General features: G+C 70.9%; 10 protein-coding genes. 7 read left to right on the top strand and 3 right to left on the bottom strand.

The features are described from left to right. Positions 1 to 3 precede the first annotated feature (3 nt). Positions 4 to 618, bottom strand: a complete 615-nt coding sequence (locus tag OHA25_RS57765) for a LysE family translocator (protein ID WP_327585259.1) — start codon at positions 616 to 618, stop codon at positions 4 to 6. A gap of 101 nt (positions 619 to 719) precedes the next feature. On the opposite strand from OHA25_RS57765, the gene OHA25_RS57760 reads away from it, so the two are divergent. Beyond that, positions 720 to 3,488, top strand: a complete 2,769-nt coding sequence (locus tag OHA25_RS57760; protein ID WP_327585258.1) for a helix-turn-helix transcriptional regulator — start codon at positions 720 to 722, stop codon at positions 3,486 to 3,488. Between the two features lie 63 nt (positions 3,489 to 3,551). Here OHA25_RS57760 and OHA25_RS57755 read toward each other — a convergent pair whose 3' ends face one another. Beyond that, complete coding sequence (locus OHA25_RS57755; protein WP_327585257.1) at positions 3,552 to 4,787, bottom strand: hypothetical protein; 1,236 nt, start codon at positions 4,785 to 4,787, stop codon at positions 3,552 to 3,554. A gap of 270 nt (positions 4,788 to 5,057) precedes the next feature. On the opposite strand from OHA25_RS57755, the gene OHA25_RS57750 reads away from it, so the two are divergent. Next, positions 5,058 to 6,338: a BtrH N-terminal domain-containing protein gene (locus OHA25_RS57750; protein WP_327585256.1), complete on the top strand. Its 1,281-nt coding sequence runs from the start codon at positions 5,058 to 5,060 to the stop codon at positions 6,336 to 6,338. A 66-nt stretch (positions 6,339 to 6,404) separates the two neighbouring features. After that, the gene (locus OHA25_RS57745; protein ID WP_327585255.1) at positions 6,405 to 7,286 is read left to right on the top strand and encodes a methyltransferase domain-containing protein; all 882 of its coding nucleotides are present in this window, start codon (positions 6,405 to 6,407) and stop codon (positions 7,284 to 7,286) included. A gap of 17 nt (positions 7,287 to 7,303) precedes the next feature. Here the strand turns inward: OHA25_RS57745 and OHA25_RS57740 are convergent, their stop codons facing one another. Next, entirely contained in the window at positions 7,304 to 7,684 is a 381-nt protein-coding gene (locus OHA25_RS57740; protein ID WP_327585254.1) for a BlaI/MecI/CopY family transcriptional regulator, read from the bottom strand. A 172-nt stretch (positions 7,685 to 7,856) separates the two neighbouring features. Between OHA25_RS57740 and OHA25_RS57735 the strand changes: the two genes are divergently transcribed. From OHA25_RS57735 to argG, 4 genes are all read left to right on the top strand, one after another. Next, a complete protein-coding gene (locus OHA25_RS57735; protein WP_327585253.1) occupies positions 7,857 to 8,702 on the top strand; it encodes an SAM-dependent methyltransferase in 846 nt (281 codons plus the stop codon). A gap of 164 nt (positions 8,703 to 8,866) precedes the next feature. Next, positions 8,867 to 9,694 (top strand): class I SAM-dependent methyltransferase, encoded by an 828-nt coding sequence (locus OHA25_RS57730; protein ID WP_327585252.1) that lies wholly within the window; start codon positions 8,867 to 8,869, stop codon positions 9,692 to 9,694. Between the two features lie 265 nt (positions 9,695 to 9,959). Then, positions 9,960 to 10,970 carry a LacI family DNA-binding transcriptional regulator gene (locus OHA25_RS57725; protein WP_327585251.1) on the top strand — a complete coding sequence of 337 codons (1,011 nt, stop codon included), beginning with the start codon at positions 9,960 to 9,962 and terminating at the stop codon, positions 10,968 to 10,970. Positions 10,971 to 11,052: 82 nt separating this feature from the next. Continuing rightward, a complete protein-coding gene (argG, locus tag OHA25_RS57720; RefSeq protein WP_327585250.1) occupies positions 11,053 to 12,498 on the top strand; it encodes an argininosuccinate synthase in 1,446 nt (481 codons plus the stop codon). Positions 12,499 to 12,500: the final 2 nt, after the last annotated feature.

Raw genomic sequence — 12,500 nt, 5'->3', positions numbered from 1 at the left:
GGGTCATTTTCTCCCGGTGAACGCCGTGGCCACGCCCAGGCCGAGGTAGACCACGCCGCTGACGTACCACAGGGCTCTGGTCTGCCTGCTGATGCGGGTGCCGAGGGCGCCGGCCGCGCACGCGTACACGATGTCCGACAGCAGGCCCAGCAGCAGCAGCGTCAGGCCGAACACCACCACCTGCAGCGCGGGGGAGCCCGCGCCGGGGTCCACGAACTGCGGCAGGAACGCCAGGAAGAACAGTGCCACCTTGGGGTTCAGCACGTTGACCAGCACGCCTTCGAGGAAGACCTTGCGCAGCGGCTGCGGGGGCGGCGTCCGGCCTTCCTCCTGCTTGCCGGTGAACGCGCGGATCCCCAGATAGATCAGGTACGCGACGCCGGCCCACTTGACGAGGGCGAACAGCGTGGCCGACTGCGAGATGACGTACGACAGCCCCGCCGCGGCGGCGACGATGTGCACGAGCGTGCCGGCCTCCACGCCGAAGGCGCTGGCCAGGCCTGCCGATCTGCCCTGGGCGAGCCCTCGGGCGGTGATGTACAGGTGGTTCGGGCCGGGGATGAGCACCAGGACCAGCGAGGCGCTGACGAAGAAGACGTACGTGGTGGGGGAGATCATGAAGAGCAGCTTAGGTTCGCTTTGGTACGCCCACGAGGGCCAATGGAATGCCAATTTCGCGGACCAATCGACTGTCGGTGCGGCGTGGCATAGTTGCTGACGTGAACGGTCTTCTCGTCGGGCGCTCAGCGGAGCTGGCCAGACTCGTGCGGGTGCTCCAGTCTGCCGTCGAGGGCACGGCCGGCGTCGCGCTCGTCGGCGGGGACGCGGGCATCGGCAAAACCCGGCTGGTCTCCGAGCTGGTCGAGCAGGCCCGCGAGCGGGGTGTTCACGTGCTGGTCGGCCAGTGCGCCGAGCTGGGTGACGCGCTGCCCTACCTGCCGCTGGCCGACGCCCTGCGCGGCGCGCAGCCGCCCGTGCGTGAGGCCGCCGCCGCGCATCCCATGCTGGGCCAGTTGCTGCCCGGCACCGAGAGCGCGCCCTCGACCGGGCTCACCCAGCAGCGGCTGTTCGGCTCGCTGCTGGGGCTGCTGGCCGACGTGCAGCCGGTGCTGTTCGTGATCGAGGACCTGCACTGGGCCGACCGCTCCACCCGTGACCTGCTGGTCTTCCTCAGCCGCATGGTGCAGGCCGAGCAGGTCTGCGTCGTGGGCACCTACCGCACCGACGACATCCACCGCCGCCACCCGCTGCGGTCCGTGCTGGCCGAGCTCAAGCGCCTGCCGACGGTCACGAGCGTCGAGCTGGGGCCGCTCGGGACGGGCGACCTGTCGGACTACGTGGCCACGCTGGGCGAGGTCGACGCCCGCGAGCTGGTAGAGATCGTCGAGCGGGCCGACGGCAATCCGTTCTACGCCGAGGAGTTGTTCGCGGCCGTGGCGGAGGGCGACAACCTGCCCGACGGGCTGGCCAGTCTGCTGATGTCCAGGGTCGAGGTCCTGCCCGAGTCCGGCCAGCAGGTGCTTCGGGCCGCTGCCGTGGCCGGGCGGCGGGTGGAGGACGAGCTGCTGAGGGAGGTGTCGGGGCTGCCGCTGGCCGAGTTCGAGGAGGCGGTCAGGGAGATCGTCTCGCGCGGGCTGCTCAGGGTCGACGGCTTCGGCTATGCCTTCCGCCACGCGTTGCTGCAGGAAGCGGTCTACACCGACTTGCTGCCCGGCGAGCGCACCCGGCTGCACGCCGCCTTCGCCCGCCTGCTGACCTCCCCGGCCGAGCTGGCGCACCACCATCTCGCCGGCCACGACCTGGCCGGCGCGCTCGCGGCCTGCGCCGAGGCGGGCCGGCTGGCCGAGCGTCTGGGCGCTCCCGCCGAGGCGCACAGCCACTACGACCAGGCGCTGAGCCTGTGGGATCGGGTGGACGGGGCGGAGGAGCTGGCCGGGGAGAGCCGGACGGCCTTGGCCTTCCGCAGTGCGGTGATGGCGGCCGACAGCGGCGACAACCACCGGGCCGTCGTCCAGTTGCGTGCGTTGCCGCAGACGTCCGAGGTCAGCGAGCGTCTGGCCTACTACCTCTACGAGACCGACGATCAGCCGGCCGCCATCGCGGCGGCCGAGCGGGCGGTCGAGAGCGCTGAGGACCAGGCCGCCCTCGCCCGTGCGCTGGCCACCCACGCCCGCACACTGCTCTGGAGCCCGCGTCACCAGGAGGCGGAGGCCCTCGCCATCAAGGCGCTGGAGACCGCCCGCTCGGCCGGAGCCAAGGACGCCGAGGCAGGCGCGCTAATCGCACTGGCCTCCTACCTCGAGCACAAGGGCGACGTGGACAAGGCGCACGACCTGCTCGAGCTCGCCTCCGGAGAGAGCTCAGGCGACCTCGCCATGGACCTGCGGGCCCGCTTCCATCATGCCCGGATCCACCACGAGCAAGGGTTCCTGACCGCGGCCGCCGAGATGGCCGACGACGGCATCCGCATGGCCTTCGACACCGGGCTCAAGTGGAGCACCTACGGCACCGACCTGCGCTTCCTGCGCTTCCTCATCCACTACGTGGCAGGCGAGTGGGACCAGGCGGAGACCGTGGCCGCCGGCTTCCCCGTGCGGGTCGGCACGATTCATGAGGCGACTCTGTCGTCGTTCGCGCTGTTCATCGAGGTCGGGCGGGATCTGCCCGCGGTCGGGAGCCGGCTCGGCTGGCTGCGGCCGTTCTGGTCCGGCGAGTTGGCCGGCTACATTTCCAGGGGCCTGGCGGCCGAGCATGCTCTGTGGCACGGCGATCCGGCCGCGGCACTGGAGCACGTGCACGAGGTCCTGGCGATGCTGCTCCCGGGCGAGCACGGCGTGTTGCGGGTGGCCGCCGTCGGGCTGTGGGCGCTCGCCGAGCTCGGCACCACCGAGGGCGCCGACGACCTGCTGGAGCGCGTCCGCTTCGCCGTCGAGCGCGGCCTCACCGGCGAACGCGGGCATCTGGGGCCCGAGGGGATCGCGTGGGCGCTGCGGGCCGAGGCGGAGTGGCACCGTGTCCACGGCCGCCATGACGTCGAGTCGTGGCGGAAGGTGGTCTCGGCGTTCGACTTCGGCTTCGTCTACGAGGTGGCGCGGGCCCGCTGGCGCCTGGCCGAGGCGCTGCTCGCGGCCGGTGACCGGGCGGCGGCGCAGGCGGAGTGGGAGCTGGCCAGGGAGACGGCGGGCAAGTTGCGGGCGGCGCCGTTGGAGAGCGCGCTGCTGGAGTTCGGGCGGCGGGCCCGGTTCGGCATCGCCGGCGGCGGGGGTCCAGGCGGCGGTGAACGGCAGGGCGACGGCGGGTTGACGGCTCGGGAGCTCGAGGTGCTGCGGCTGGTCGCCGAGGGCCTCACCAACCGGGAGATCGCGGAGCGGCTGTTCATCGCCCAGAAGACGGTGAGCGTGCACGTCTCCAACATCCTGGGCAAGCTCGAGGTCTCCACCCGCACCCAGGCGGCCGCGGCAGCACGCCGGCGAGGACTGCTGACATAGTGCGGTGGGTGCGCATCAGTGCACAGCAGCGAGCTCGTGCGGATGCCGCCGGGTGCCGGGCCGTCAGCTGGTGATCGTCAGGTCGCGCATCAGGAAGTAACTCGCGTGGTCGGTCTGCAGGTAGGCGTGGAACTTCTCGGCCCGGGCCTTGGCCGACTTGTCCGCGGTCACGATGGTGATGATCAGATACTTCTTGGAGGCGCTCGACCGGATCTTCCCGTACGCGTACGTGGCGTGCGCCTTGTCCTTGCGCCACGTCACCGCGTCCGAGGTGAGCTTGGACAGCCGCGTGGCGGTGTTCTTCGCTGCCTTCTCGTTCGGGAACGACATCATGAGCTGCACCGCCTTGAGGTGCCCGCCGTATGCCGAGTACGCGACCTCGATGGCGCGCTCGCAGTCGTACTTGGCCAGCACGCCCTCGCCGTCCAACGGGTCGCAGGAGTTGTACGTCCAGCCGCCGACCTTGTTGGCGTTGAACTTGACGCCGCCCAGGCCGAAGCTCCAGTCGTCGAACTCGTTGTGCGTGAGCGGCGAACCCGGCTGGACCCGCTTCGACGTGGGCGTGGGGTCGGTGGGGGCCGTGCTGGGCTCGGACGTGGGCGGGTCAGACGGGGTGGCCGAGGGCGGGTCCGACTGCTCGGGCGTCGTCGTGGGGACGGAAGGCGCGGTGCTCGGGAGGGCCACGGTCGTCGCCGGGCCGGAAGAGTTGAGGTAGAGGACCGCGCCGATCGCGCCGCCGCCCAGGAGGAGCACCCCTAAGGCGACCGAGAGCCCGATGATCAGGCCGTTGTTGCGCCGGGGCGGCGGGCTGAACTGCTGGCCTGGGCCGTGCGGGCCGGGCTGGGGGTACTGGCCCTGCGGGTGTGGGTTCTGCGGCCCGTAGGGGCCCTGCTGTCCATACGGGGTCTGCTCGCCATAGGGGTTTTGCTGCCCGGGTGGGTTCTGCTGGCCGTACGGGTTTGGCTGGCCTGGTGGGTTCTGCTGGCCGTACGGGTTTGGCTGGCCTGGTGGGTTCTGCTGGCCGTACGGGTTTGGCTGGCCCGGTGGGTTCTGCTGGCCATGCGGGTGTGGCTGGCCCGATGGGTTCTGCTGGCCGTACGGACTCTCTTGTCCAGGTGGGCCCTGCTGGCCGTAGCCGGGCTGCGGGACCGTCGGTCCCGGCTGGTTGGGGCCGTATCCCGGTGGCGGGGGCGTCTGGCCGTACCCAGGCTGGCCGGGGCCCTGCGGTGCTCCCTGTGCCTGCGGGCCCCACGGCCCTTGTGGCTGCTGGGGCTGCGGAGGCTGTGGAGGGTATGCCATCCCCCCATTCTGGTGCAGACCATAACCATGTGCCCCAACGACCCCAGCAAAATCTGGCCTGGTGCTGGTGGCTGTACTACGATCCGAGGTGCGGCGGTGCTCTCCCGCCCAACCCCCTGAGCGCGCCCCCACGCGGCGCGCCGGCCGCGGGGGCAAAGGGGACGTGACGCGCCTCGGGAGCGGTGGTCTGACCGGCAGGCGATCCTTTCGCGGCCGCCACGGGCCGCGGGCGTGGGCCGGGCCCTGGCGATGGTCGCAGGAAGAGCCGTCATGACCAGCAAGAAGCAGCTCAAGGCCCGCATCCGCGCCCGGATGGCCAAGACCGGCGAGAGCTACACGACAGCCCGCGACCATGTGCTGGGCCAAGCAGAGACGCGCTCCGACGCGGGCTGGCGGTTCGTCGGCGGGCGTGATCCGTCCAGCGCGGCGATCACCTCCGTCCTGGTCAACCAGGGCGTCTCCGTGAGCGAGCCGCTGGTGTTCCTGGCCGGGGGCGGCATCGGCGCGGGCTACATCCTGTGGGAGTTCAAGCACGACGATTCCCGCCACGTGACCCTGGGCTTCCGCAACCAGTGGCAGTACCACGACCGGTGGATGGCCAAGACACTCGGCCGGCTCGGGGTCCCGTACGAGGAGCACCGGACGGCCGGAGCTCGGGCCGCCAGTGATCGGCTCGCCGCCGAGCTCGACGCCGGGCGGCCGTGCGTGATCCTGCCCGACCGCTACCACCTCGGCTACTGGCAGCTGCCCGCCGCGCTCGACGGGCACGGTGGCGGCCCCGTGGTGGCCTATCGGCGTGACAAGAGCGGCGTTTACCTCGACGACCGCGGCCAGGCGCCGATCCGCATCCCGCGGGAGCGGCTGGACGCCGCACGGGCGCGGGTGCCGTCGTACAAGAACGTCATGCATGTGCTCGGCGACGCCAAGCTGGACGAGGCGACGCTGGCGGACGCGGCTCGCGAGGGTCTGCGGGACTGCGCCACGCATCTGTCGGCGCCCTCGGACTCGTTCTCGCTGCCGGCCTGGCGGAAGTGGGCGCGGCTGTTGACCGACACCCGCAACGCCAAGGCCTGGCCCAAGGTCTTCGCCGACGGCCGCGGCCTGGCCGACGCGCTGCTGTCGTTGTGGGAGGGCGCGGAGCCGGTCGGCATGGACGGCGGGAACCTGCGCGAGTTGTTCGCCGACGCGCTGGACGAGGCGGCGCTCCTGCTGGACGAGCCGGAGCTGGCCGGGCTGGCCGGCCGGTTCAGGGAGATCTCCGCCCTCTGGCACGGGCTGGCCGAGGCAGCGTTGCCGGCCGAGGTGCCGGAGTTCGCCCGCGTCCGCGAGCTGACTGCTGCGATCAAGGAGAGCGTCATGGCGGACGGCAGCGCGGGCGGGGAGGAGGCGGCCGAGACCGGCCGGCAGTTGTGGCAGGCGCGGGCCGCCGCGAACGAGTCACTCGCCGCCACCGACCCGTCCGAGCTGTTCGCCGATCTCAGCGCCCGCCTAGGCACCATTCACGAGGCGGAGACCGCCGCGATTCGCCACTTGTCGGAGCTCATCAGCTGAGACTTCTGGACGTTCGGCGTCCGGCCAGTTGACTTCAAGCCGACTTGAAGTCGCATGCTGGCTGTCATGTCGATGACAGAACTCATCCAGCTGCTGGACGCCGCCGACGCCATGCCGGCCGCCGCCGCGCTGCGTGCCCGCTCGTACGAGCTGCTCGACCTCCAGGCCGGGGCGGGCGTGGTGGACGTGGGCTGCGGCGCCGGGCGGGCGGTCGGCGAACTGGCGGAACGCGGAGCGCGGGCGATCGGCGTCGACCTCAGCGAGGAGGTGATCGCGGTGGCCCGCGGCCGGTGGCCCGACGCCGACTTCCGCGTCGGTGACGCCTGCGACCTGCCGCTCAAGGACGGCGAAGTGGCCGGGTATCGGGCCGACAAGGTCTTCCACCTGCTCCCCGACGGAGCGGCGCGAAAGGCCGGAGAGAGCGAGGGACGAGCCAACGGAGGCCGCAGCAAGCGCGACCATGGGCACGGAGCGGCGCGAAAGGCCGGAGAGAGCGAGGGACGAGCCAACGGAGGCCGCAGCAAGCGCGACCATGGGCACGCCACCAAGGCGCTGGCCGAGGCCAGGCGGGTGCTCGTACCGGGCGGGCGGGTGGTGCTGGTCGGCCAGGACTGGGACACCCAGGTCATCGACTCCGACGACCCGGCGCTCACCCGCGCCATCGTGCACGCCCGCGCCGACCTGATCCCCAACCCCCGTGTCGCCCGCCGTCACCGCAACCTGCTGCTCGACGCCGGATTCGAGGACGTGACGGTGGAGGTGCACACGGCCGTCTTCACCGACGCCACGATGGTGCCGCTGCTCGCGCGGACCGCCGCGGCCGTCCGCGCGGCCGGGGCCATCACCGCCGAGCAGGAGAGCGTCTGGGTGGCCGAGCAGGTGGAGCGCGCCCGGTCCGGCCGTATGTTCCTGGCCTTGCCGCTCTTCATGGCGGCGGGTCGCGCGTAGGGCACTCGGCTGATGCGTCAGTGCGGTGGTGGCTTGCCCTTGGGCGGGAACACCTGCAGGGCCGCCTCCAGCGCGGTCGTCTCCTCCGGGGTGAGCCGTTCGAGGAAGTGCACGAGCGTGGCAGCCTGGTTGCCGCTGCCGGCCAGCGCGCTGCGCATGAGGTCGGCGGTATAGGCCTCCTTCGAGGCGACCGGCTCGTACACGTAGGCCCGGCCCACCGCCCGGCGCTTGAGCAGGCCCTTGGTGTGCAGCTTGTCCATCACGGTCATCACGGTGGTGTAGGCGATCTGGCGCTCCTGCCGCAGCTCCTCCAGCACCTCACGGACGGAGGCAGGCCGGCGTCGCGCCCACATGCGATCCATGATGGTGGACTCGAGCTCGCCCAACCCGCGCTTCATGTCGTCAATGCTACCGGCCGTCGTAGTCGCGCGCCGTCACCGCGACGGGAGCGAGGCGGCCATCCGACTGGCAACTAATACACGTAGTAGTAAGGGCGGGCGCGGGGACATTTGGGGTCAAGCGGGGCTACCATGCCTATTGATCATCGGCCGGCGAGGTGCGAGGTGTGCGATGGGTGACGACGAGCCGGGTCTGAGGCCGGGGCAGCGAGTGCCCCTGGGGATCGACCCGACCGTGCCCAGCATCGCCCGCGTGTACGACTACTTCCTGGGTGGTAAGGACAACTTCGCGGTCGACCGCCAGGTCGCCGAGGAAGCACTGAAGATCGCCCCCGATGCCCGCGAGGCCGGCCGGGCGAACCGGACCTTCCTGCGCCGGGCGGTGGAGCACATGGTGGGCGAGGCCGGCATCCGCCAGTTCCTGGACATCGGCTCCGGCCTGCCGACCCAGGGCAACGTGCACGAGATCGCCCAGGCGGTGGCCCCTGAGGCACGCGTGGTCTACGTCGACAACGACCCGATCGTGCTGGCGCACGCCAGGGCGCTGCTGGCCACCAACGACGTCACCACGGTGGTGGAGGGCGATCTGCGACGCCCGGGGGAGATTCTGGACAACCCCGAGGTCGCGGAGTTCCTGGACTTCGGCAAGCCGGTCGGGCTGCTGCTCGTCTCCGTTCTGCACCATGTCAACGACGACGAGGACCCCGACGGCGTGATGGCCCGCCTCCGTAGCGCCCTCGCCCCCGGCAGCCACCTGGCCATCGTGCACTTCCACAACCCCGGCGACGAGCACCCGGAAGCGTCCAGGATCGCCGTGGAGGCGGAGCGCAACTTCAACCAGAACCTGGGCACCGGACGCTGGCGGTCCCGGGCGGAGATCATGTCGTACTTCGGCGACATGGAGCTCCTCGAGCCTGGTCTGGTGCCGCTGGCCGACTGGCGCTCCCAGCCGGACGACCTGATCCGCCAGGACCTGACCCGCTACAACGTCGTGGCCGGCGTCGCCCGCCGGACCTGAGGCGCCGCCGCGATCGGGCAACGCCAGGCGATCATGCCCGCCCTTCTTCCCGCCGATCTTGCCGACGGCGTACCGCCCTCCGTTCCACGTGATGTCACGGCATGGAACGGCCTAGGTGGTGAAGGCGCCTCCGTCCGAGACGGCGCCGGGAAAGGGGAGGAATCATGGAGACACCGCAGGCACCGGCGCGGCCCGACCTCGTCGCGCTCAAGGAACGCCAGCGTTTGGGGTGGGAGTCTGGCGACTACGCACGCGTCGGCGTCACCTTGCAGCTCATGGCGGAACGCCTGGTGGAGGCGGCCGGCGTACGCGCCGGGCAGAGCATCCTGGACGTGGCCTGCGGCCAGGGCAACGCGGCCATGGCCGCAGCGCGGCGCTTCGCCGCCGCGACCGGCGTCGACTACGTGCCCGGCCTGCTCGACCAGGGCCGCGAGCGGGCGGCGGCCGAGCACCTGGAGGTGACCTTCAAGGAAGGGGATGCGGAACAGCTGCCGTGCGCCGAGGCGTCCTACGACGTCACGCTCAGCACGGTCGGCGTGATGTTCGCGCCCGACCAGGAGCGGGCCGCGGCCGAGCTGGTGAGGGTGACGCGGCCGGGCGGGACGATCGGGCTGGCCAGCTGGACGCCTGATGGGCTGGTGGGGGTGCTCTTCCGGACGATCGGGACGTACGCGCCGCCCCCGCCGCAGGTCAGGTCCCCGATGTTGTGGGGCATGCAGGGGCGGCTGCGGGAGCTGTTCGGCGACGAGGTCGAATGGGTCGCGCTCAAGACGCGGACGTTCGAGTTCTGCTATCGCTCGCCCGAGCACTTCGCGGAATGGTTCCTGGCGAACTATGGGCCGATCCATCGCCTGGCAGGCACCATGGACGAGGCCACGCGGGCACGTTTCGCCGCGGACCTGGCCGAGGTGCCCAAGAAGTTCAACCGGGCCGACGACGGGACCGTGCTGGCGGCCGGCGAATATCTGGAGGCCATCGGCATTCGCCGCTGACGCGCGTGCTCACCGTCCCCGGAGCTCGACCAGCGTGGGGCCGCCCGCTGGTCAGCCGTGGACGGCGACGGGGACAGTGCCGACCGAAAATCCATGCGGGAAAGGAACCCAGCCATATGTAACCTCCCGCCGCAGGGTGAAATTGATAAAATGTCACTCACGCGGCGCAGGAAGATCGATACATGGGGTGCGCTCGCCATCGCCGGATCACAGGGCCCCGGCGGTGGAGTGGTCTTGGGGTTAGCGGGGCGTGAGGGAGGATTCGATGCCGAGCAGATCCCATCGGACCACGCTGGCCACCGTCGCCGCCTCGGCCGGTCTGTCCGTCGCCACCGTGTCCAAGGTGCTCAACGGTCGCAGCGACGTCGCACCGGCCACCCGGTCGCGGGTGCAGTCCTTGCTGGTGGAGCACGGCTACATCCCCCGCTTATCGCACCGCAACCAGGCCGCGGGCTCGGCCACGATCGAAGTGTGGGTGGACGGGAAACTCTCCGCCTACGCCACTGAGATCATCAAGGGTGCGATCGAGGCCGGCGCCGAGTCGGAGGTGGCGGTCGTCGTCACGCACCTGAAGGCCGGCAACGACACTTCCTGGGTGCGCGACCTGGTCACGGCCGGGCGGCGAGCAATGATCACCCTCGCTTGCGAACCGACCGCGGCCCACCTCGCCGCACTGTCCCTGGCTCAGCTCCCGGTGGTCGTCGTCGACCCGATGAACCCGCCGGTCACCCCCATGACCAGCGTCGGCTCCACCAACTTCGCCGGCGGCCTGTCCGCCACCCAGCATCTGCTGGCCCTCGGTCATCGCCGCATCGCCTACCTCGGCGGCCCCGCGGACGCGGCCTCCAATCAGGCGCGCATGCAGGGTTACCGGGCTGCGATGGAGACGGCGGGTGTGCCCGTACCCCCGGAATACGTGCGCACTGCGGGCTTCTGCTACCCCGACGGAGTGGGGGAGGCGATCGCGCTGCTCGACCTGCCGTCCCCGCCCACCGCTGTCTTCGCCGTCAGCGACGAGTGCGCCATCGCCGCCATGCAGGTCGCCAGGAACCGCGGTCTGCGCATCCCCGAAGACCTCAGCGTCGTGGGCTTCGACGACACCGAGATCGCCACCATGACCTCGCCCCAGCTGACGACCGTACGCCAGCCGCTGCGCGAGATGGGGATGGTCGCCCTGCGTACGGCGCTGCGCCTGGCCTCAGGCGAGAAGATCGAATCCCACCACATCGAACTCGCCACTGAACTGGTCATACGCGAGTCGAGCCTGGCCGCCTGACGACCGCCCGGCCGGAAGGCGACGTGCCGCGACCGCACACCCCTTTGCATGGTCATGCAGTGATGTGTATATACTTCTGCTCGTGTCCAAGGTACTCACCTCCCTCCCCGTCGGTGAACGTGTCGGGATCGCCTTCTCCGGCGGCCTCGACACCTCGGTAGCGGTCGCGTGGATGCGCGAGAAGGGTGCAGTGCCGTGCACCTACACCGCCGAGATCGGCCAATATGACGAGCCTGACGTCGCCTCGGTGCCCGGCCGCGCCACGGCGTACGGCGCGGAGGTCGCCCGGCTGGTCGACTGCCGCGCGGCCCTCGTGGAAGAAGGGCTCGCGGCCCTGGCCTGCGGGGCGTTCCACATTCGCTCCGGCGGCCGCACCTACTTCAACACGACCCCGCTCGGGCGGGCCGTCACGGGCACGCTGCTGGTGCGCGCGATGCTCGAGGACGGCGTGCAGATCTGGGGCGACGGCTCCACCTTCAAGGGCAACGACATCGAGCGGTTCTACCGCTACGGCCTGCTCGCCAACCCCTCCCTGCGGATCTACAAGCCGTGGCTGGACGCCGACTTCGTCAGCGAGCTCGGCGGCCGCAAGGAGATGTCGGAGTGGCTGCTCGCCCGCGACCTGCCCTACCGGGACAGCACGGAGAAGGCTTACTCCACGGACGCGAACCTCTGGGGCGCGACCCACGAGGCCAAGTCGCTCGAGCACCTCGACACGGGCGTCGAGATCGTCGAACCGATCATGGGCGTGCGGTTCTGGGACCCCGAGGTCGAGATCGCCGCGGAGGACGTCACGATCGGCTTCGAGCAGGGGCGGCCGGTGACCATCAACGGCAAGGAGTTCCCCTCTGCCGTCGAGCTCGTGCTGGAGGCCAACGCCATCGGCGGCCGGCACGGTCTGGGCATGTCCGACCAGATCGAAAACCGGATCATCGAGGCCAAGAGCCGGGGCATCTACGAGGCGCCGGGCATGGCGTTGCTGCACGCGGCCTACGAGCGGCTGGTCAACGCGATCCACAACGAGGACACCCTCGCCGCCTACCACGTCGAGGGCCGGCGACTGGGCAGGCTGCTGTACGAGGGCCGCTGGCTGGACCCGCAGGCGCTGATGTTGCGCGAGTCGCTGCAGCGCTGGGTCGGCACGGCGGTCACCGGCGAGGTGACCCTGCGGCTGCGGCGCGGTGAGGACTACTCCATCCTGGACACGTCCGGCCCCGCGTTCAGCTACCACCCGGACAAGCTCTCCATGGAGCGGACCGAGGACTCCGCCTTCGGGCCGGTCGACCGCATCGGCCAGCTGACCATGCGCAACCTCGACATCGCCGACTCCCGCGCCAAGCTGGAGCAATATGCCCGGCTGGGCATCGTCGGCAGCGCGCACCCGACGCTGATCGGCGCCGTGCCGGCGACCCCGACCGAGCTGATCGGCGCCATGCCGGAGGGCGGGGCCGAGGCGATCGCCTCCAGCGGCGAGATCCCCGGCGACGAGCTGCTCGACTCCGCCGCGATGGAGTCCGGCACCGACTGACC

Source organism: Nonomuraea sp. NBC_00507 (genome assembly GCF_036013525.1).
In the GTDB taxonomy this organism is placed as follows: Bacteria; Actinomycetota; Actinomycetes; order Streptosporangiales; family Streptosporangiaceae; genus Nonomuraea.
Note: the sequence above shows the minus strand (reverse complement) of the source record. Positions and strands in the feature narration are given on the sequence as shown.

Bases quoted from the DNA above. Each gene is read 5' to 3' on its own strand.
- OHA25_RS57765 (WP_327585259.1), bottom strand. From the start codon at position 618: ATGATCTCCCCCACCACGTACGTCTTCTTCGTCAGCGCCTCGCTGGTC.
- OHA25_RS57755 (WP_327585257.1), bottom strand. From the start codon at position 4,787: ATGGCATACCCTCCACAGCCTCCGCAGCCCCAGCAGCCACAAGGGCCG.
- OHA25_RS57750 (WP_327585256.1), top strand. From the start codon at position 5,058: ATGACCAGCAAGAAGCAGCTCAAGGCCCGCATCCGCGCCCGGATGGCC.
- OHA25_RS57745 (WP_327585255.1), top strand. From the start codon at position 6,405: ATGTCGATGACAGAACTCATCCAGCTGCTGGACGCCGCCGACGCCATG.
- OHA25_RS57740 (WP_327585254.1), bottom strand. From the start codon at position 7,684: ATGAAGCGCGGGTTGGGCGAGCTCGAGTCCACCATCATGGATCGCATG.
- OHA25_RS57735 (WP_327585253.1), top strand. From the start codon at position 7,857: ATGGGTGACGACGAGCCGGGTCTGAGGCCGGGGCAGCGAGTGCCCCTG.
- OHA25_RS57730 (WP_327585252.1), top strand. From the start codon at position 8,867: ATGGAGACACCGCAGGCACCGGCGCGGCCCGACCTCGTCGCGCTCAAG.
- OHA25_RS57725 (WP_327585251.1), top strand. From the start codon at position 9,960: ATGCCGAGCAGATCCCATCGGACCACGCTGGCCACCGTCGCCGCCTCG.